16 protein-coding genes are annotated in these 18,968 nt (G+C 63.4%); 4 read left to right on the top strand and 12 right to left on the bottom strand.

The annotated features are described in order from the left end of the window. Nucleotides 1–55: 55 nt before the first annotated feature. Nucleotides 56–868 (bottom strand): helix-turn-helix domain-containing protein, encoded by an 813-nt coding sequence (locus CUR33_RS12580; protein ID WP_289239862.1) that lies wholly within the window; start codon nucleotides 866–868, stop codon nucleotides 56–58. 125 nt (nucleotides 869–993) lie between these two features. Between CUR33_RS12580 and CUR33_RS12575 the strand changes: the two genes are divergently transcribed. Beyond that, on the top strand, nucleotides 994–1,425 hold the full coding sequence (locus tag CUR33_RS12575; RefSeq protein ID WP_289239861.1) for a hypothetical protein: 432 nt from the start codon (nucleotides 994–996) through the stop codon (nucleotides 1,423–1,425). On the opposite strand, the gene modC is transcribed toward CUR33_RS12575, so the two are convergent. From modC to nirB, 5 genes are all read right to left on the bottom strand, one after another. Continuing rightward, entirely contained in the window at nucleotides 1,408–2,550 is a 1,143-nt protein-coding gene (gene modC / locus CUR33_RS12570) for a molybdenum ABC transporter ATP-binding protein (RefSeq protein WP_289239860.1), read from the bottom strand. The genes CUR33_RS12575 and modC overlap by 18 nt on opposite strands. Then, nucleotides 2,547–3,239, bottom strand: a complete 693-nt coding sequence (modB, locus tag CUR33_RS12565) for a molybdate ABC transporter permease subunit (RefSeq protein ID WP_289239859.1) — start codon at nucleotides 3,237–3,239, stop codon at nucleotides 2,547–2,549. The genes modC and modB overlap by 4 nt, the downstream gene beginning before the upstream one ends. Nucleotides 3,240–3,251: 12 nt before the next feature. Next, nucleotides 3,252–3,998: a molybdate ABC transporter substrate-binding protein gene (gene modA / locus CUR33_RS12560; protein ID WP_289239858.1), complete on the bottom strand. Its 747-nt coding sequence runs from the start codon at nucleotides 3,996–3,998 to the stop codon at nucleotides 3,252–3,254. A gap of 260 nt (nucleotides 3,999–4,258) precedes the next feature. Next, the gene (gene nirD, locus CUR33_RS12555) at nucleotides 4,259–4,636 is read right to left on the bottom strand and encodes a nitrite reductase small subunit NirD (protein WP_289239857.1); all 378 of its coding nucleotides are present in this window, start codon (nucleotides 4,634–4,636) and stop codon (nucleotides 4,259–4,261) included. Next, the gene (nirB, locus tag CUR33_RS12550) at nucleotides 4,636–7,191 is read right to left on the bottom strand and encodes a nitrite reductase large subunit NirB (protein ID WP_289239856.1); all 2,556 of its coding nucleotides are present in this window, start codon (nucleotides 7,189–7,191) and stop codon (nucleotides 4,636–4,638) included. The genes nirD and nirB overlap by 1 nt, the downstream gene beginning before the upstream one ends. A gap of 545 nt (nucleotides 7,192–7,736) precedes the next feature. On the opposite strand from nirB, the gene CUR33_RS12545 reads away from it, so the two are divergent. Then, the gene (locus tag CUR33_RS12545) at nucleotides 7,737–11,807 is read left to right on the top strand and encodes a bifunctional nitrate reductase/sulfite reductase flavoprotein subunit alpha (protein WP_289239855.1); all 4,071 of its coding nucleotides are present in this window, start codon (nucleotides 7,737–7,739) and stop codon (nucleotides 11,805–11,807) included. Nucleotides 11,808–11,886: 79 nt separating this feature from the next. Here the strand turns inward: CUR33_RS12545 and CUR33_RS12540 are convergent, their stop codons facing one another. From CUR33_RS12540 to hemF, 3 genes are read right to left on the bottom strand one after another with little or no spacing between them, the layout of a single operon-like run. Beyond that, on the bottom strand, nucleotides 11,887–12,513 hold the full coding sequence (locus tag CUR33_RS12540; protein ID WP_289239854.1) for a class I SAM-dependent methyltransferase: 627 nt from the start codon (nucleotides 12,511–12,513) through the stop codon (nucleotides 11,887–11,889). A 4-nt stretch (nucleotides 12,514–12,517) separates the two neighbouring features. Next, nucleotides 12,518–13,342: a shikimate dehydrogenase gene (aroE, locus tag CUR33_RS12535; protein ID WP_289239853.1), complete on the bottom strand. Its 825-nt coding sequence runs from the start codon at nucleotides 13,340–13,342 to the stop codon at nucleotides 12,518–12,520. Continuing rightward, entirely contained in the window at nucleotides 13,342–14,262 is a 921-nt protein-coding gene (gene hemF / locus CUR33_RS12530) for an oxygen-dependent coproporphyrinogen oxidase (RefSeq protein ID WP_289239852.1), read from the bottom strand. The genes aroE and hemF overlap by 1 nt, the downstream gene beginning before the upstream one ends. Before the next feature lie 182 nt (nucleotides 14,263–14,444). On the opposite strand from hemF, the gene CUR33_RS12525 reads away from it, so the two are divergent. Then, on the top strand, nucleotides 14,445–15,422 hold the full coding sequence (locus CUR33_RS12525) for an NADPH:quinone reductase (RefSeq protein WP_289239851.1): 978 nt from the start codon (nucleotides 14,445–14,447) through the stop codon (nucleotides 15,420–15,422). A gap of 15 nt (nucleotides 15,423–15,437) precedes the next feature. Here the strand turns inward: CUR33_RS12525 and CUR33_RS12520 are convergent, their stop codons facing one another. The 3 genes from CUR33_RS12520 to CUR33_RS12510 form a co-directional block, all read right to left on the bottom strand. Next, on the bottom strand, nucleotides 15,438–15,995 hold the full coding sequence (locus tag CUR33_RS12520) for an L-threonylcarbamoyladenylate synthase (RefSeq protein WP_289239850.1): 558 nt from the start codon (nucleotides 15,993–15,995) through the stop codon (nucleotides 15,438–15,440). Nucleotides 15,996–16,036: 41 nt separating this feature from the next. Further along, nucleotides 16,037–17,152, bottom strand: coding sequence for a DNA-processing protein DprA (gene dprA, locus CUR33_RS12515; RefSeq protein ID WP_289239849.1), 1,116 nt, complete (start codon nucleotides 17,150–17,152; stop codon nucleotides 16,037–16,039). A gap of 89 nt (nucleotides 17,153–17,241) precedes the next feature. Then, on the bottom strand, nucleotides 17,242–18,267 hold the full coding sequence (locus CUR33_RS12510; protein WP_167145924.1) for a LysM peptidoglycan-binding domain-containing protein: 1,026 nt from the start codon (nucleotides 18,265–18,267) through the stop codon (nucleotides 17,242–17,244). Between the two features lie 152 nt (nucleotides 18,268–18,419). Between CUR33_RS12510 and def the strand changes: the two genes are divergently transcribed. Continuing rightward, complete coding sequence (gene def, locus CUR33_RS12505; RefSeq protein WP_090254233.1) at nucleotides 18,420–18,926, top strand: peptide deformylase; 507 nt, start codon at nucleotides 18,420–18,422, stop codon at nucleotides 18,924–18,926. Nucleotides 18,927–18,968: the final 42 nt, after the last annotated feature.

Below are 18,968 nucleotides of genomic sequence, written 5' to 3'. Positions count from 1 at the left end.
AGCTTATACAATCGCGCGCAACAGGGTACTGCACTGAATACGGGATAAAAGCAGCCTAAAGAGTGATTTCGTCGGAAAGATGCGTCGATTCGGCCACGTCACGCAGGTACTGCGCGCTGAAGGCATCGGCCGGAAAGAAGGTTTCCAGCGCCAGTTCCGCCAGGGTGATGTCGTTGGCGGTGCCAAACACCGTGGTGGTGCCGATCAGGCTGATCACGCCCTGCTCGCTGGCAAACTGCAACGGCATCAGCACTGTGTCGCTGTCGAATTGCGCGGGCGCCGCCGGCCCTGGATAGGCGTTCAGCTCATCCCACAGGGCGTGCAACTGAGCATCGCCGCTGGCCTGAAAATCGCGCTGCAAGCGCGCCAACAGGTAGGCGCGCCAGGCGCCCAGGTTGACGATACGCGGTGCCAGCCCTTGCGGGTGCAGGCTCAGGCGCATGACGTTGATCGGTGGCGTCAGCAGCTCAGGCGCAATGCCCTGCAGAAAGGGCGCGAGGGCACTGTTGGCCGCCAGCAGGTTCCAGTGACGGTCGATGGTCAGTGCCGGGTAGGGCTCGTGGGCCTTGAGCAGCAGGTCGATGGCACTGCGCGCGGCCGCCATGGCTGGCTCGGACAGCGCATGCTGAGTGAACAGCGGCGCATAGCCGGCGGCGCTGAGCAGCCGATTGCGTTCGCGCAGCGGAATCTCCAGCTGCTCGGCGAGCAACAGCAGCATCTCGCGGCTGGGTTGGGCGCGCCCGGTTTCCAGGAAACTCAGGTGGCGGGTGGAAATTTCGGCCTCGCAGGCGAGGTCGAGCTGGCTGAGACGACGGTGCTGACGCCATTGGCGCAGCAGGGCCCCGACGGGCTGGATTTGACTGTTCATGGGCATCGACGATAGACCAGCAAGGTCATTGCAGCCATTACCTACGAGGTAATCGACGCGGCGCGCGGATCGGCGAAATCTAATGGCAAGCCGCCATTTCGACGGTTCTTTACGGAGACTTCGCCATGACCACCTTGCAACCTTCACTGTTACTGCGCCGTGCCCTGCTCGCCGATGGCCTGGTGGGCGTGATCACCACGGCGCAACTCCTGCTGCTGGCTGACTGGCTGAGCAGTCTGTTGGCCCTGCCGGGTGAATTCCTCTTCGGCGTCGGCGTGGTACTGATTCCGCTGGTGGCCTTTCTGCTCTGGCTGTCCCGCCGTGAAAGCATGGCGCGGGCAGCGGTCTACACGGTGATCGGCCTGAATGCGCTATGGGTGGTGCTCAGCCTGCTGGTGCTGCTCAGCGGCTGGTTCACGCCGAACGCGCTGGGCTACGCCTTCGTGATCGTCCAGGCTGTTGCGGTAGTGGTGTTTATCGAGTTGGAGTGGCTGGGGCTGAAGCGCTCGCAGGTCATCCCCGGCGCGTTTGCCCCGGCATCAATGCGTACTCAGTAACGACACCGACTTGACCTGCGCCCACAGCGATTTCTCGCGCTGGATCTGCAGGCGGTCGAAGGAGTAACGGGTGATGCGGGCAATCAGTTGCTCGCCGCCCACTTGCACGCGCACCAGCACATGGGCTTGTTCGGCGACGTTGATCCAGTCCACTACTCGCGCTGGCAACAGGTTAAGCACGCTGCTGTCCTCGGCCTGTTGCAGGCTCAGGCTGACATCGCGCGCCTTGATCTTGATCCGTACCGACTGGCCCAACGGCAACGACCCATGGGGCAAGCGCAGGTTGATAGCGCTGTCGGGCAATTGCAGGGAGAGCAGCCCGTAGGCCGGATCATGGCCGCTGACCACGCCATCGACCACCGCTTCGGCATCGTCTTCAAAGACAAACGGCAGGTCGGCGCGCAGCAGGGTTTCCTTGAGTGGGCCGCTGGCGCTGACCTTACCGTCCTCCAGTAGCACCAGATGATCGGCCAGGCGCGCCACCTCATCCGGCGAGTGGCTGACGTAGACAATCGGAATCTCCAGCTCCTGATGCAGGCGCTCCAGATAGGGCAACACCTCCTGCTTGCGCTTGAGATCGAGGGAAGCCAGCGGCTCGTCCAGCAGCAGCAGACGCGGGCTGGTCAGCAGGGCACGGGCGATGCCAACGCGCTGCTGCTCGCCGCCGGATAGCTTGCCCGGCAAGCGTTCCAACAGATGCTCAATACCGAGCAGTTCCACCGCCTGGTCCAGTGCAATCCGCCGCTGCGCTGCGGGGATGCGCTTCAACCCGTACTGCAAATTGCCCCGCACGGTGAGGTGGGCAAACAGGTTGGCATCCTGAAACACGTAACCCACGGCACGTTGATGCGCCGGGACGAAGACGCCCTGGGCGCTGTCCTGCCACAGCTCGCCGTTGACCTGCAGGTAGCCTTTGCTCGGCTGATCCAGCCCGGCAAAACAGCGCAGGCAGCTGGTCTTGCCTGAACCAGAATGGCCGAACAGGGCGCTGACGCCGCGACCGGGTAGAGTCAGTTCGACATCCAGGCTGAAGCCCGCATGCTCAACCTTGAAGCGCGCCTGGATTGCTCCCGGCTCGGCGACTGTGCGAATCGCCGGATTGCGCCGCGCCAAAGGCCAGATCATTGCCACACCCGCGTACTGCTGCGCCCGCTGCTTCGACCAGAGTAGAGCGCCAGCAGCACGATAAAGGAGAACAGCACCATACCGCCCGCCAGCCAGTGGGCCTGGGCGTACTCCATGGTTTCCACATGGTTGTAGATCTGCACCGACGCCACCTGGGTCTTGCCGGGGATATTGCCGCCGATCATCAGCACCACGCCGAACTCGCCCACGGTATGCGCGAAACCGAGAATCGCCGCAGTGACAAAACCCGGCTTGGCCAGCGGCAGCACCACCGTGAAGAACGCATCCCAAGGCCCGGCGCGCAGCGTCGCTGCCGCCTCCAGCGGGGCACGGCCAATCGCCTCAAAGGCGTTCTGCAGCGGCTGCACAACAAACGGCAGGGAATAGAACACCGAGCCGATCACCAGCCCGGTAAAGGTAAACGTCAGAGTGCCGAGGCCGAGGCTCTGAGTCAGCTGGCCGATAAAACCGTGCGGCCCCATGCTTACCAGCAAGTAGAAACCAATCACCGTCGGCGGCAGCACCAGCGGCAGCGCGACGATCGCACCAATCGGTTGCTTCCAGCGCGAATCAGTGCGCGCCAGCCACCAGGCAATCGGCGTACCGATCAACAGCAGCAACAAGGTGGTCAGCGATGCCAGCTCCAGGGTCAGCAGGACCGCGGCGAAATCGGCTTTAGTCAGTGGCATCGCAACCGCCTTTTAAAGTTGGTAGCCGTAAGACTTGATCATCTTCGCCGCCTTCTCACCTTTCAGGTACTCGGTCAGGGCTGCCGCGGCAGGATTATGTTCGCCTTTCTTGAGGATCAACGCATCCTGCTTGATCGGCGTGTGCATCTGCGCCGGTACCATCCAGGCCGAGCCACTGCTGAGCTGGCCATCCTTGTACACCTGCGAAAGCGCAACAAAGCCCAGTTCGGCATTGCCGGTGGCAATGAATTGATGCGCCTGGGTAATGTTCTGCCCTTCGACCAGCTTGTCTTTAACCGCAGCACTCAGGCCGAGCTTGTCCAGCACTTCGGTGGCCGCCAAGCCGTAGGGTGCGGCTTTCGGGTTGGCGATTGCCAAGTGTTTGTACTGGTTGGCCTTGAGCACCGCGTCGCTGCCATCCAGATAACCCGGCGTGGCCGACCACAGCACCAAGCTGCCAACTGCGTAGGTAAAGCGCGAACCGCTAACGCCCAGGCCTTCACTGTCGAGCTTGGCCGGGGTGCTTTCATCGGCGCTGAAAAACACCTCGAACGGCGCGCCATTTTGAATCTGCGCATACAGCTGGCCAGTGGCGCCGAAGGAGGCGAGTACGCTGTGCCCCGTATCCTTTTCGAACTCGCTGGCAATCGCCTGCAGCGGCGCGGTGAAGTTGGCGGCCACCGCCACCTGAACCTGTTCGGCCAGGGCGTTGCTGCTGATAGCAAAAACGGCGAATAACGCCGCGATACGCGCGTGCATGGATACCTCCTGGGTGTGCGGCCATGGGCCAACGGCTGTTCTGTCGGCGCTGATACGCCTGGCTACTCTACCTTCGCTATATCTCACGAGATATAGCGATTTGCGTACCAAGGCACTCTGTAGAACAACAAAACCAGGGCTGCCGAGATAATCGACAACCCTGCTACGCAGGCATCAGCGCTGCGGGCTGAGGCGCATAAAGCCAATTACTGACTCAATAGTCAAGTAGTGCCCTATTCAGCCCGGCTCGCCCAGTGGTTTTAGCTCAGACCAATTTCCACCCGGTCGCCCTGTAAGCGTACAGGCCAGGTACGCAGTTGCTGCTCGGGGTATTCCAGGCAACTGCCGTCTTCCAGGCGGTAGTGCTGTTTGTACAGCGGCGCGGCGATGACCAGGTCGCCGGCCAGGCTGCCGACAATGCCGCGACCGATAACGTTGGCGCCGGACTTCGGGTCGCGGTTGTCCACGGCATACAGCTGCTTGTCGCTGGCCTCGCCTGGCAGATAGAACAGCGCCACCTGGGCGCCGTCGACCCAGGCGACCACACCGGAGTTGGCCACCAGATCGGCTCGGCTGCACAGGGCGCGCCATTGCACGCTGGTTTGTTCGATTGTTGCTGCTGCGCTCGACTGGCCCATCAGACCACCTCCTCGGCTGGAATAAGTTGCAGTTCGGCGGCGCTGATCGGGCGGCGCTGGCCGCGCTCCTCGACAAACTGGATATCCGGGTCGCCGCCCTGCTGGTTGACGAAGGTGCGGAAGCGCTTGAGCTTCTCCGGGTCTTTCAGGGCGTTGGCCCATTCGCACTCGTAGCGGTCGATCACCAGCTGCATCTGCGCTTCCAGTTCGGCGGCGAGATTCAGGCTGTCGTCGATGATCACTTCCTTCAGGTAATCCAGGCCGCCTTCCAGCGACTCACGCCATACCGAGGTGCGTTGCAGGCGATCGGCGGTGCGCACGTAGAACATCAGGAAGCGGTCGATGTAGCGCACCAGAGTGGCATCATCCAAGTCTGTGGCGAACAGCTCGGCATGCCGTGGACGCATGCCGCCGTTGCCAGCGACATAAAGGTTCCAGCCGTTCTCGGTAGCGATCACGCCGACGTCCTTGCTCTGCGCCTCGGCGCATTCGCGGGTGCAGCCGGAGACCGCGAACTTGATCTTGTGCGGCGAGCGCAGGCCCTTGTAACGATCCTCCAGCAACAGCGCCATGGCCACGCTGTCCTGCACGCCGTAGCGGCACCAGGTGCTGCCGACGCAGGACTTCACCGTGCGCAGCGACTTGCCGTAGGCGTGGCCGGTTTCGAAGCCGGCGGCAATCAGTTCGGCCCAGATGTCCGGCAGCTCATGCAGCTGCGCGCCGAACAAGTCGATGCGCTGGCCGCCGGTGATCTTGGTGTAGAGGTCGTATTTCTTCGCTACCGCGCCGATGGCCAGCAGGCCGTCCGGGGTGATCTCGCCACCGGGGATGCGCGGCACCACCGAGTAGGTACCGTTCTTCTGCATGTTGGCCATAAAGGTGTCGTTGGTGTCCTGCAGCGGCACCAGCGCCGGATCGGTGATCGAGCGGTTCCAGCAGGAGGCGAGGATCGAACCCACCGCTGGCTTGCAGATATCGCAGCCGACATGGCCACGGCCGTGCTTGGCCAGCAGCGCCTCGAAACTCTCGATGCCTTCCACGCGGACGATGCCGTACAGCTCCTGGCGGGTGTAGGCGAAGTGCTCGCAGAGGCTCTTGTCCACCACCACGCCGCGGGCGGTCAGCTCGTGCTCGAACACCTGCTTGAGCAGCGCCGAGCAGCCGCCGCAGCCGGTGGCCGCCTTGGTGCAGGCTTTGAGTCCGGCCAGGTCGCCGCAACCGCCGTCGATGGCGGCGCAGATCGCGCCCTTGCTGACGTTATGGCAGGAGCAGATGGTCGCGGTGTCCGGCAGCGCATCGGCACCCAGCGCCGGCGCGCCTTCGCCTTGCGGCAGGATCAGGCAGGACGGGTCGGCCGGCAGCTTGATGCCGTTCTGCACGTACTGCAGCAGGGTGTCGTAGTAGCTGTTGTCGCCGACCAGCACGGCACCGATGGCCTGCTTACCGTCGGCCGATACGACCAAGCGGCGGTAGCTGGCGTTGGCTTCGTCGATAAAGCGGTAGCTGCGCGAGCCGGCGGTGGCGCCGTGGGCATCACCGATGGAGCCGACGTCGACGCCGAGCAGCTTGAGCTTGGTCGACATGTCCGCGCCCATAAAGGGCTCGCTGTCCTCGCCGCAGAGCTGGGTGGCGACACTGCGGGCCATCTGGTAGCCCGGTGCGACCAGGCCGAAGATGCCGCCGTTCCACGCCGCGCACTCGCCGATGGCGTAGATCGCCGGGTCGCTGGTGCGGCACTGGCTGTCGATGGCCACGCCGCCGCGCGGGCCGAGTTCCAGGCCGCACTGCTTGGCGATGGCGTCCTGCGGGCGAATGCCGGCGGAGAACACGATCAGATCGGTTTCGAGGAATTCCTCACCGGCGAAGTTCATCCGGTAGCGGTATTCGCTGCCCGGGGTGATCGACTGGGTGCCGCGCGACAGGTGCACGCTAACGCCCAGGGCTTCGATCTGTGCCTTCAGCGCCAGGCCGCCGTGATCATCCAGCTGCACCGGCATCAGCCGTGGGGCGAATTCCACCACATGGGCTTCCAGGCCCAGCGACTTCAATGCGTTGGCCGCTTCCAGGCCGAGCAGGCCACCGCCAACCACTACGCCACGGCGCGCGCTCTTGGCGGCAGCCTGGATGGTGTCGAGGTCGGCCAGGGTGCGGTAGACCAGGCGCGAATCGCCTTCGGCGCCTTCAATCGGCGGCACGAACGGATAAGAACCGCTGGCCAGCACCAGCTGGTCGTAGGGGAAGCTGCCCTCGGCGGTGATCACTTCGCGGCGCTCGCGGTCGATCTCCAGCACCGGCACGCCGAGGTGCAGGGTTACGCCCGGCGTCTGGTACAGCTCGGCACCGCTGAGGGCCAGGGATTCGGCATCGCGGCCGGTGAAATACTCGGAGAGGTGCACGCGGTCATAGGCGCGCAGCGGCTCTTCGCTGAATACCTGCACGCGGTACTGCGCCAGCGCGCCACGCTCGATCAGTTGCTCGACGCAGTGATGGCCGACCATGCCGTTGCCGATGATGATCAGCCGCTGCTGGTCTGTGGAGGTATCTGTGCTGTTCATGGCATTTCCCGGCCGAAGCTCATCAGGTTTTTCTGCGGCAATAAAAAAAGCGCCTGAAACCTTGCGGTTTCAGGCGCCTTTGCCTGTTCTGTGCGGTGCCCGCGAGTGGCACCTGATTACCCATTGCCTGTTCAGGCTGGCGATCGCCATTGATCGAATGGGCGGCCCGAATGTGGCGGGCTCGCTGGGGCTCATGCAGCGCCTGTGCCAGTTTCCCGGCAGCGGCCTGCGGCCCACATTGCAGCAGGCTGCAGGCGCAGTTGCAGGCTCACCTGCCCGACGCGATACAGACCCAAAAAGAGGCGAGCAGAGCAGCCTGCGCCCCATTATGAGTCGCGCAAAACCGGCCCTGCTGTCCCGCACACACCTCGCCAGGCCTTGCCGCGCGGGCGTTCAAGCCGCCCTGGCGAACCCTGGCGCGTGCCTTGCTATAGACCCACCCAGGTAATCAACGCTGATTGCCCATCCACGACAAAGACGCCGTGCCACTCCCGTTTCGACGGAGGGTTGCATGGCGTTTTGCGTTTCAGGTGCAGGAGAGGGGTGTGGCGAACAAAACCGTGCGAAGTGTCTGTCCCTATTGCGGCGTCGGCTGCGGCATCGTCATGCAAGTGGAAAACGGCAAGATCGCCAAGGTCAGCGGTGACCAACAGCATCCGAGCAACTTCGGCCGCCTGTGCACCAAGGGCAGCACCTGCGCCCAGCCGCTGAACGAATCCGGCCGTATGCAGCACGCCTACCTGCGCAGCGAACGTAACCGTGACCCGGGGCAAATCGCCATGGATGCCGCCATCAGCGCCGCCGCCGCCCGCCTGCGCGCGGTCCTCGACGAACACGGCCCGGACGCCATCGCCCTGTATGTCTCCGGGCAGATGTCGCTGGAAGCGCAGTACCTGGCCAACAAGCTGGTCAAGGGCTACCTGGGCAGCAACCAGATCGAATCCAACTCGCGCCTATGCATGGCCAGCGCCGGCAGCGGCTACAAGCTGTCGCTGGGCGCTGATGGCCCACCCGGCTCGTATCAGGATTTCGAGCGCGCCGATGTATTCTTCGTCATCGGCGCGAATATGGCCGACTGTCACCCGATCCTGTTTCTACGGCTGATGGCGCGGGTCAAGGCCGGCGCCAAGCTGATCGTCGTCGACCCCCGACGCAATGCCACGGCGGACAAAGCTGACCTGTTTCTGCAGATCAAACCGGGCAGCGACCTGCTGCTGCTCAACGGATTGCTGCACCTGCTGCACAAGAATGGCCACACCGATCCGGGCTTTATTGCCGAGTTCACCGAAGGCTGGCAGGTCATGCCGGACTTCCTTGAGAGCTACACGCCCGAATACGTCGCCGCCCACACCGGGCTCAGCGAAGCAGCGATCCGCCAGGCCGCACGCTGGATCGGCGAAGCCGGCGAGTGGATGAGCTGCTGGACCATGGGCCTCAACCAGAGCACCCACGGCACCTGGAACACCAACGCCCTGTGCAACCTGCACCTGGCCACCGGCAAGATCTGCCGCCCCGGTAGCGGGCCGTTCTCCCTTACCGGCCAGCCCAACGCCATGGGCGGCCGCGAAATGGGCTATATGGGCCCCGGCCTGCCGGGCCAGCGCAGCGTGCTGGTGGATGACGACCGCACCTTTGTCGAGCAAGTATGGGGCGTGCCGGCCGGCACCCTGCACACCCGCCTGGGCGGCGGCAGCGTGACGCTGTTCGAGGATCTGGCAGCCGGCAAGGTCAAAGCCTGCTGGATCATCTGCACCAATCCGGTGGCGAGTATGGCCAACCGTAGCAAGGTGATTGAAGGGCTGAAGACCGCCGAACTGGTGATCGCCCAGGACGCTTTTCTCGATACTGAAACCAATCGCTACGCCGACATCCTCCTGCCCGGCGCGCTGTGGGCCGAAGCCGAAGGCGTGATGATCAACTCCGAACGCAACCTGACCCTGATGCCGCAAGCCGTCGAGCCGCCCGGCGAGGCCATGGCCGACTGGCGCATCATCGCCGAGGTGGCCTGCGCCATGGGCTTTGCCGACGGCTTCAGCTACAGCTCGGCCGAGCAGGTGTTCGAGGAAATCAAACGCTTCCACAACCGCAAAACCGGCTATGACCTGCGCGGCGCCAGCTACCCGCGCCTGCGCCAAACGCCGCTGCAATGGCCCTGCGCCAGCGAAGAAGGCGACGGGCGTATGCCGCTGCGCTACATCAACGACGGAATCAGCCAGACGCTGCACACCCACGCAGACGGCAGCACGCCGCGCCTGGCCTTTGCCACGCCCAGCGGCAAAGCGCAGTTCTTCCCGCGCCCGCACCTCGACCCGGCGGAAATGCCCGATGCCGACTTCCCATTCGTACTCAATACCGGGCGCCTGCAGCACCAGTGGCACACCCTGACCAAGACCGGCAAGGTCGCCACACTGAACAAGCTCAACCCGGGCCCCTTTATCGAAGTGCACCCACAGGACGCCGCCGCCCTCGGCGTGCGCGACCGCGATCAGCTGGAAGTTCGCTCACGGCGTGGCCACGCCGTGCTGCCGGTGCAGATCAGCGACCGCGTGCTGCCCGGCGGCTGCTTTACGCCGTTCCACTGGAACGATGTGTACGGCGACAACCTGGCGATCAACGCGGTGACCAGCGACGCCATCGACCCCATCTCGCAGCAGCCGGAATTCAAGTTCTGCGCCGTTAGCCTGCGGCGTATCGAGCTGATCGCCCATCAACGCCTCGATACGCCCGCCGCCGAGGCAGTCGACAGCACTCGCCTCTCTCACCCGCCCGAGGAACTCGCGATGTCGAGCATCGAAACCTTTGCGGCCCTGGTCGGCGTAGATTGCAGCGCGCCGCCGCACCTCAGCGAAAGCGAGCGCACCTATATGGCCGGCTATATCAGCGGCTTGCGCAGCAACCCCGGCGGCGGTGTACCCAGCCTGCCAAGCCAGGGGCCCCTGGCCGAGCCGACCCGCTTGTGGCTCGACGGCATGCTCGCCGGAATATTCAGCCGCGTCGCGCCAGCGGCGCTGGCAGCAAACCCTGCAGTGACGCTGCTGTGGGCCTCACAAACCGGCAATGCCGAAGCACTGGCCGAACGCCTGGCCGCCTACCTGAACGAAGCCGGGGTGGCCGTGGCGCTCAGCTGCATGGCCGATTACCCACCGCAGCAACTGGCCAGCGCCGGCTCGGTGTTGCTGCTCAGCAGCACCTTCGGCGACGGCGATGCACCGGACAATGGCCAGGCCTTCTGGAACGCCCTGCAGACCAGCGACCTGCGCCTGGAAAATCTGCGTTATGCGGTACTGGCGCTTGGCGACCCGAATTACGAACAGTTCTGCCAGCACGGCAAAAACCTCGACCGGCGTATGGCCGAACTCGGCGCCACGCCGCTGCGGCCCTGCCTGGATTGCGACAGCAACTTCGACGACGCAGCAGCGGCCTGGCTAAGCGAGCTGCTACCGTTGCTGCGCCCGGCGGCAACAGCAGTTCCGGCACGAAGCGCCGTCGCAACGGAGCCCGTCAGCACGCAGCTGGTGAGCAAGACCCAGCCGCTGCCTGCGCGCCTGGCGCTGAATCTGCGCCTTAACGCAGAAGGCGCGAGCAAGGACACCCGCCAGTTCGCCTTCGCCCTGGGCGACTCCGGCCTGGCCTACGAAGCCGGCGATGCCCTCGGCATCTGGCCGCGCAACTGCCCGGAGCTGGTCGAGGAAGTGCTCGAGCTGGCGCGCCTGGACGGCGAACAACTGGTCAACGTGGCCAAGGTCGGCGAGCTGCCGCTGCGTGAGGCGCTTAGCAGCCATTTCGAAATCGCCCGTCCAAGCAACGAGACCCTCGCCCTGGTCGCCGAACGCAGCGCCAGCAGTGAGCTGCGCAGCCTGCTTGGCGAGCGCAAAGCCGAACTGAAGGACTGGCTGTGGGGCCGCCAACTGGCCGACGTGCTGCAGGCCTATCCGGCCGAACACTCGGCTGGCGAGCTGCTGGGCAGCCTTAAACGGCTGCAACCGCGCCTGTATTCGATCTCCTCAAGCCCCAAGGCGCATGACGGCGAAGTGCACCTGACCGTTTCCGCCGTGCGCTACGGCAAGCGCAAGGGCGTGGCCTCGACCTTTCTCGCCGACCGTGTGGGTAACGGCGAGGTGCCGCTGTTTGTGCAGAGCAACAAATACTTTCGCGTGCCGCACGATGGCGACGTGCCGATGATCATGATCGGCCCCGGCACCGGCGTGGCGCCGTTCCGTGGCTTCCTTCAAGAACGCCGCGCGCGCGGCGATGCCGGCAAGAACTGGCTGTTCTTCGGCGAGCAGCATGCGGCCAGCGACTTCTACTACCGTGACGAGCTGACGGCGATGCAGCACGACGGCCTGCTGACCAACCTCAGCCTGGCCTTCTCCCGTGATCAGACGCAGAAGATCTACGTGCAGGATCGCATTCGCGAGCAGGGCGGCGAGCTCTGGCGCTGGCTGGAGGAGGGTGCGCAGCTGTATGTCTGCGGCGACGCCAACCGCATGGCCAAGGATGTCGAACAGGCGCTACAGGATGTGGCGCGCGAGCACGGTGGTTTGAGCGAGGAGCGCGCAGCCGAGCATATTCGCCGCCTGGCCGAGCAGAAACGCTATCTGCGTGATGTGTACTGAGTAGGGTGGATCACGCTTATCGATCCACCATTGCGGTGGACGTGAAAAGCGACGTCCACCCTACGGACTAGCTAATTAATCAGAGCCTGCGCCATACACTGGCCAGCCAGGGCTGCTGGTCACGCGGCAAGCCTGCCGGGCGGTAGTAATGCTGCAGTTCGCTAAAGCCGGCGGCGTTGAGCAACACGCGCCAGTTGGCCAGGTCGTGATAGGCGCCGTAGCGCTCGCCATTCCAGCCTTCCTGGTTCTCGCCACGGGGGTTGGAGCTAAACAAAACGCCGCCGGGTTTAAGGGTGGCATGCAGTTGCTGCAGCACCCGCGGCAGTTCCTGGCGGGGAATATGAAACAGCGAGGCATTGGCAAACACCCCATCGAAGCGCTCAGGCGGCAGATCGAGGGCAAGAAAGTCCTGCTGCCAGGCCTCGCAGCCACTGTCGGCGCGAGCCATTTCGACAAAGCGCCCGCAGCCATCCAAACCGACAGCGCTGTGGCCCATAGCGCCAAAGGTGCGCAGATCGCGACCCGGACCGCAGCCGAAATCAAGAATCTGGTAGGGCGCAGTCACCTGGATAGCCGCGAGCAGAGCGGCGATATTCTGGCTGACATCGTGATCGCGGGTGCCGTCGCGAAAGTCTTCGGCGCAGCCCTGATAATGGCGCAGGGTCAGCGCGCTGATCTGCGCCAGGTCATCCGCGCTCAACCCCACGGCTTCATCCCTCGGCCAACAGGCGGCGTAGTTCGGCCAACACCGGAGCGCTGGCTGGGCGCACGCCGCGCCACAGGGCAAAGGCTTCAGCGGCCTGCTCCACCAACATGCCCAGGCCATCCAAAGTGCGCGCTGCGCCGTGCTCGGCGGCCCAGCGGTTAAAAGCGGTCAATTCCTTGCCGTACATCATGTCGTAGCACAGGGTGTGCCCGGGCTGAATCAGGCTTGGGGCAATCGGCGGCAACTCGCCGGCCAGGCTGGCCGAGGTGCCGTTGATAATCAGGTCCACCGGCGCATCAATCCAGTCATAACCGCTGGCAACCACTGGGCCCAGGTCGGCAAATTCACGGGCCAGTTGCTCGGCCTTTTCCACCGTACGGTTGGCAATCACCAGCGCCGCCGGCTGCTCGGCCAACAATGGCTCCAGCACGCCGCGCACGGCACCGCCGGCACCGAGCAGGAGAATGCGTTTGCCCTTGAGGTTTACCCCGGCATTCACCTTCAGATCACGCACCAGGCCAGCGCCGTCGGTGTTGTCGCCAAGCAGGCTGCCGTCGGCGAGCTTCTTTAGGGTATTGACCGCGCCGGCGCGTTGAGCACGGGCGCTGAGCTGATCGGCGAGAGCAAACGCCTGCTCCTTAAACGGCACCGTGACATTGGCACCCAAACCCTCGGCAAAGAACGCGCAGGCAAATCCGGGGAAGTCGTCCAACGGCGCGAGCAGGGCTTCATAGCTCAGCTGCTCGCCGGTCTGCTGAGCAAACAGACGATGAATCAGCGGCGACTTGCTATGGCCGATGGGGTTGCCGAATACGCCGTAGCGGTCCATCAGCGGCCCGCCTCATTCAGCCACTCACGATCAGTCAGGAAATACTCGGTCAGCCGCGCTTCTTCGCTGCCCGGCTCCGGCTTCCAGTCGTAGCCCCAGCGTACGTGCGGCGGCAGCGACATCAGGATCGATTCGGTACGCCCGCCGGACTGCAGGCCGAACAACGTGCCACGGTCGAACACCAGGTTGAACTCGACATAGCGGCCACGGCGGAAGGCCTGGAACTCACGCTCGCGCTCGCCATAGGGGGTCAGCTTGCGGAGCTGCACGATGGGCAGATAGGCCGCGATATAGGCATCGCCGATGGCGCGCATAAAGGCGAAGCTGGTGTCGAAATCCCACTGATTCAGATCATCGAAAAACAGCCCGCCAATGCCGCGCGGCTCGCCGCGGTGCTTGAGGTGGAAGTAGCGATCACACCATTCCTTGAACTTCGGATAGACCTCGGCACCGAAGGGCGCACAGGCGTCATGGGCGACCTGGTGCCAGTGCCGGCAGTCTTCTTCATTGCCGTAGTAAGGCGTCAGGTCGAAGCCGCCGCCGAACCACCAGACCGGCTCTTCACCTTCTTTCTCGGCGCTGAAGAAACGCACGTTGGCGTGGGAGGTCGGCACATAGGGGTTTTCCGGGTGGATCACCAGTGACACACCAAGGGCCTCGAAGCCACGTCCGGCCAGTTCCGGCCGATGCGCACTGGCTGAGGGCGGCAGGCTGTCGCCGAACACATGGGAGAAGTTCACCCCGCCCTTTTCGATCAGCGCGCCGTTCTCCATCACCCGCGTGCGGCCGCCACCGCCGGCTGGCCGCTGCCAGGCATCCTCGAAGAATTCGGCACCACCATCTTCGGCTTGCAGGGCAGTGCAGATACGGTCTTGCAGATCCAGCAGGTAGGCTTTGACGGCCTCAGTACGGTCACTCACGGCGGCACCTTGAAAGCGGGTAAGGCCAGGCGGCACGTGGCCGCGGGGAAAAATGGGCGGCCAGCATAACACCAGCCACCCCACGGCCGCAGTTGACGACGGTCAATGCAGACGATTGGATAACGGCACGTTTCTGCCCGTGCGGGCATCATCCAGGCATTCAATCGCGGAAGAATCTGAAAATGGCCATGCGTATCCAGTTCAACCGTCACGGCGGCCCGGACGTTCTCGACTACACCGACTACACACCCGCAGCCCCAGGTCCGAATGAGGTACGGGTGCAGAACCAGGCGATCGGCCTGAATTTTATCGACACCTATTTCCGCAGCGGCCTGTATGCGCCGCCAGCGCTGCCGTCCAGCCTGGGCACCGAAGGTGCGGGCATCGTCGAGGCGGTGGGTGCTGCGGTCAGCGGTTTTCAGGTGGGCGACCGCGTGGCCTATGCCACCGGACCGCTGGGCGCGTATAGCGAGCTGCATGTGCTGCCGGCCGAGAAGCTGGTGAAACTGCCGGATGCAATCAGCTTCGAGCAGGCCGCCGCAGTGATACTCAAGGGCCTGACGGTGCAGTATCTGCTGCGCCAAACGTTCCCTCTGCAAGGTGGCGAAACCATTCTGTTTCATGCCGCCGCCGGCGGGGTCGGCTCCTTCGCCTGCCAGTGGGCCAAAGCGCTTGGGGTCAAGCTGATCGGCACCGTCAGCTCGGCCGAAAAAGCCGCACGGGCCAAAGAGCAGGGCGCCTGGGCAACCATCGACTACAGCCATGAAAACGTCGCCCAGCGCGTGCTGGAACTGACCGATGGCAAGAAGTGCCCGGTGGTCTACGACGGCGTCGGCAAGGACACCTGGGAAACCTCGCTGGACTGCGTGGCCCCGCGCGGCCTGCTGGTCAGTTTCGGTAATGCGTCTGGCGCAGTCAGCGGGGTCAACCTGGGCATTCTGGCGCAGAAGGGCTCGCTGTTCGTCACTCGACCGACCCTGGCCGGCTACGCCGATACGCCGTCTCGTCTGCAAAACATGGCGGACGAACTGTTCGCCATGATCGCCAGCGGTCAACTGCAGGTGGAAATCAGCAACCGCTATGCACTTAAGGACGCCGCGCTGGCGCAAACTGCGCTGAGCGCGCGGCAAACCACCGGTTCGAGCATTCTGCTGCCCTAGACGATTTGGCTGTGATCAGGACGGTCTGATCACATCACCGCTGATCAAGTCGCGAATCAGACTCGGGTTCTTGCGGCCGCCCAACGCCCCCCCCAGCACCGCATCCAGCTGGCCGGGAAAGTACTGCTCAACACGTAGACGCGAACGCGCAGACAGTCGGCCAGCCGGATTGGCCGAGGTCGACACCAGCGGCCCGGTCAGACGACACAGCGCACGCACCTGCGGATGATCACTGACGCGCAGGGCCACGCTGTCGTGCTGGCCGCTAATCCATTCGGGCAGCCGGTTCTGGTGCGGCACCAGCCAGGTGTTCGGCCCCGGCCAGCTGCCGGCCAGGCGCGCCAGCCAGATTTCTGGCAGGTCTTCGAGAAGAAAATCAAACTGCTCAACCTCGGCGGCGACCAGAATCAGCCCCTTGTGCACCGGCCGATCCTTCAGCGCCAGCAAGCGCTCCACCGCTTCGTCATTCCAGGGATCACAACCCAGCCCCCATACCGCTTCGGTCGGATAGGCAATCACTCCGCCATTGCGCACTACGCGTGCTGCTTGCTGTATCTGCCAGTTACTGACCATTCACTGCTCTCCACTAAGGCCTGGCGGGCAGTGTATCCAAGCTAAAGCGCGCGGCCCACCCAGCGGCCATTTTCGCAGACCACCCGGCCGTCCAGTTCCAGCTCGGTCAGCGCCGCCAGCACCTCAGCCAACGGCAAACCACTGGCGACCACCAGCGCTTCGCTGCTATGCGGCGCGGCATGCAACAAGGCCAGTAATGGGTGACTGGGCGACTCTGGCTTCAGCGCTGCGCTTGCGGGTGGCTGCGCCTGCCAGCCGCGCAGAGCCTGCAAAATGTCTTCGATACTCTCCACCAGCGTCGCCCCTTCACGGATCAGCTGATGGCAGCCACGCGCGCCGGGATGATGGATCGAACCGGGAATCGCATAGACTTCACGCCCCTGTTCGGCGGCCAGGCGCGCGGTAATCAGCGAGCCGCTGGACGGGCTGGCTTCCACCACCAGTACACCCACGGATAGGCCACTGATGATGCGATTGCGCCGGGGAAAATTGCTCGCCTGGGGCGTGCAATCCAACGGCAACTCGGACACCAGTGCACCACCACGGGTGACGATATCGGCGGCAAGTTGCTTGTGCCGCGCCGGATATAAACACTGCAAGCCGGTGCCGAGTACCGCCACCGTCTTGCCGCCGGCATCCAGCGCGCCCTGATGAGCCGCACCATCGATGCCCAAGGCCAGACCGCTGGTAATCACAAAACCTCCACCCGCCAGGCTGCGAGCAAAGCTCTGCGCGGTATCCAACCCTGGCCGCGATGCACGCCGACTACCGACCATGGCCAGTTGCGGCTGCTCCAGCAAAGTCGGGTCACCTGCAACAAACAGCAACGGTGGCGCATCCGCCAACTCAGCCAGCAGACCTGGATAAATCGCGTCATCCCACATCAACAAATGATGCGTATCGACGTCCGACCAGGCCAGGCTCCGCGCCGCACGCTCACGCACCTCAGCGCTACGTCGCGCCTCACTGCATGCCTGCGGTAGTCCCAGAGAACGCCAGGCACTCGCCGGTGCGCTGAGCGCGGCAGAAGCACTGTCGAATGCCCTGAGGAGTTTACGAAAGCGGCGAGGCCCGAGCTCCGGCAAGCAGTGCAAGCGCAAACGCGCTTCCAGTTCAGCGGGAGATATAGCAGGGGAAATAGCAGAAGATTGCGACATGCGGATCATCCTTGATCGGTCGCGCCGCGCGGGCGGCAGGAAATTCAGACGGGAATAAAAAAGCCCCGCGTTTGCGGGGCTTATCGGTGTTACGGGTTACGCACTTTGTCCATCAGTTCAAGCGAACGAGACGCCCCCAGCACCAGGCCATAGCTGAGCTTGTCGTAGGTGCGGAACACCATCAGCAAGCCCGAACGCTCGTCCGGAATCTTCACCGACTCACCAGTTACCCGGTCACGTACGGTTTCGCCCGTTTTGTAGATTGCCAGCACGTTACCTTCGCTCAGACCGTCACGGGCACCTTTATTGATGGTCACCACATCGAACTGACCGACCTGCGTAACACCACGTGGCACATCGAGGATCACACCATTGATCTCGCCAGCCGGCTCGCTCGGCATGAAGGTCGAATTGATGGCCCGCTCTTCCGTTGGGAACAACCGGTCGCCAAGGCGAACTTCCTGAGTCGAGCGCGTCAGGGCCATAGTGCCGACATCGCCTTCTTCGGCCACGATCTCACCCGAACCGATGTCATCGGCGTTAATGCCGAGGAATTCCTGGGTTTCCGGATCCACGTAGGTTTTGCCCTGGCGGAAGATGCCATAAGCCGGCGCCGACTCGTCGAAACTGCCTCGGGCATAGACACGATCACCAGCACCACTGACCACGCGCTCGGCGTTGCCGGCGACGATATAGGGCGCTCCCTGGAACTGCTCAGGGGTATCAACAATACGGTTGCTCAGCAGGAAGCTATTGATCGCCTCCAGCGGAATCGCCGGAATGGCTTCAGCCATCGGCGTGCTGCGCACCTGCGGCGACAGCTTGATGGTGCCGCGCGACTCGCCGCGATTGAGCATCAGCCGTGGCTGACCATCGATATACACCAGGCTGAGTTGATCGCCTGGATAAATCAAATGGGGGTTTTCCACCTGTGGGTTGGCGTGCCAGATTTCAGGCCACTTCCACGGCTGACTTAGAAATTTGCCAGAGATATCCCAGAGGGTATCGCCCTTGACCACGGTATAACGGTCTGGGTGACCGTCCTTGAGTTGCACGGCGGCCTGGGCCAAGCCACTTGCCGCAACCAGCAGCAGGGCGAGTAGTGATTTCCTCATGCGGTGAATCCCTTTATTATGTGTCTTCACGTGGAGCGCCCTAGCGCCGCGACATAACCCAGTCGTGCTGCGGCGTGAAGCCGTTTTTCAATGCTGCTCATCATCTTAGCAGCGGATTTTGACTTTATTCCACAAGTGCATCACAAACGCATATGGCGATCCTGAATATCCTCGAGTTTCCCGATCCGCGCCTGCGCACCATCGCCAAGCCGGTGGACGTGGTCGATGACGCCTTGCGTCAACTGATCGATGACATGTTTGAAACCATGTACGACGCACCGGGTATCGGCCTGGCCGCGACGCAGGTCAACGTGCACAAACGTCTGGTGGTGATGGACCTGTCCGAAGACAAATCCGAGCCACGGGTGTTTATCAACCCCGAGTTCGAGCCGCTGACCGAGGAAATGGATCAGTACCAGGAAGGTTGCCTGTCAGTGCCAGGCTTCTACGAAAACGTCGACCGCCCGCAGAAGGTCAAGATCAAGGCGCTAGACCGCGATGGCCAGCCCTACGAGCTGATCGCAGAAGGCCTGCTTGCCGTGTGCATTCAGCATGAATGCGACCACCTTAATGGCAAGCTGTTTGTCGATTACCTGTCTAATCTCAAACGCGACCGCATCAAGAAGAAGCTGGAAAAGCAGCACCGCCAGCAGGCTTAAGCCACACCTTTCAAAGGCTTGCTACGGCAAGCCTTTTTCTTT

Source organism: Pseudomonas sp. FEMGT703P, from assembly GCF_002786345.1.
Classification (GTDB): domain Bacteria; phylum Pseudomonadota; class Gammaproteobacteria; order Pseudomonadales; family Pseudomonadaceae; genus Aquipseudomonas; species Aquipseudomonas peli.
The sequence above is the reverse complement of the archived record's forward strand: the minus strand, read 5'-3'. Positions and strand labels throughout refer to the sequence as shown.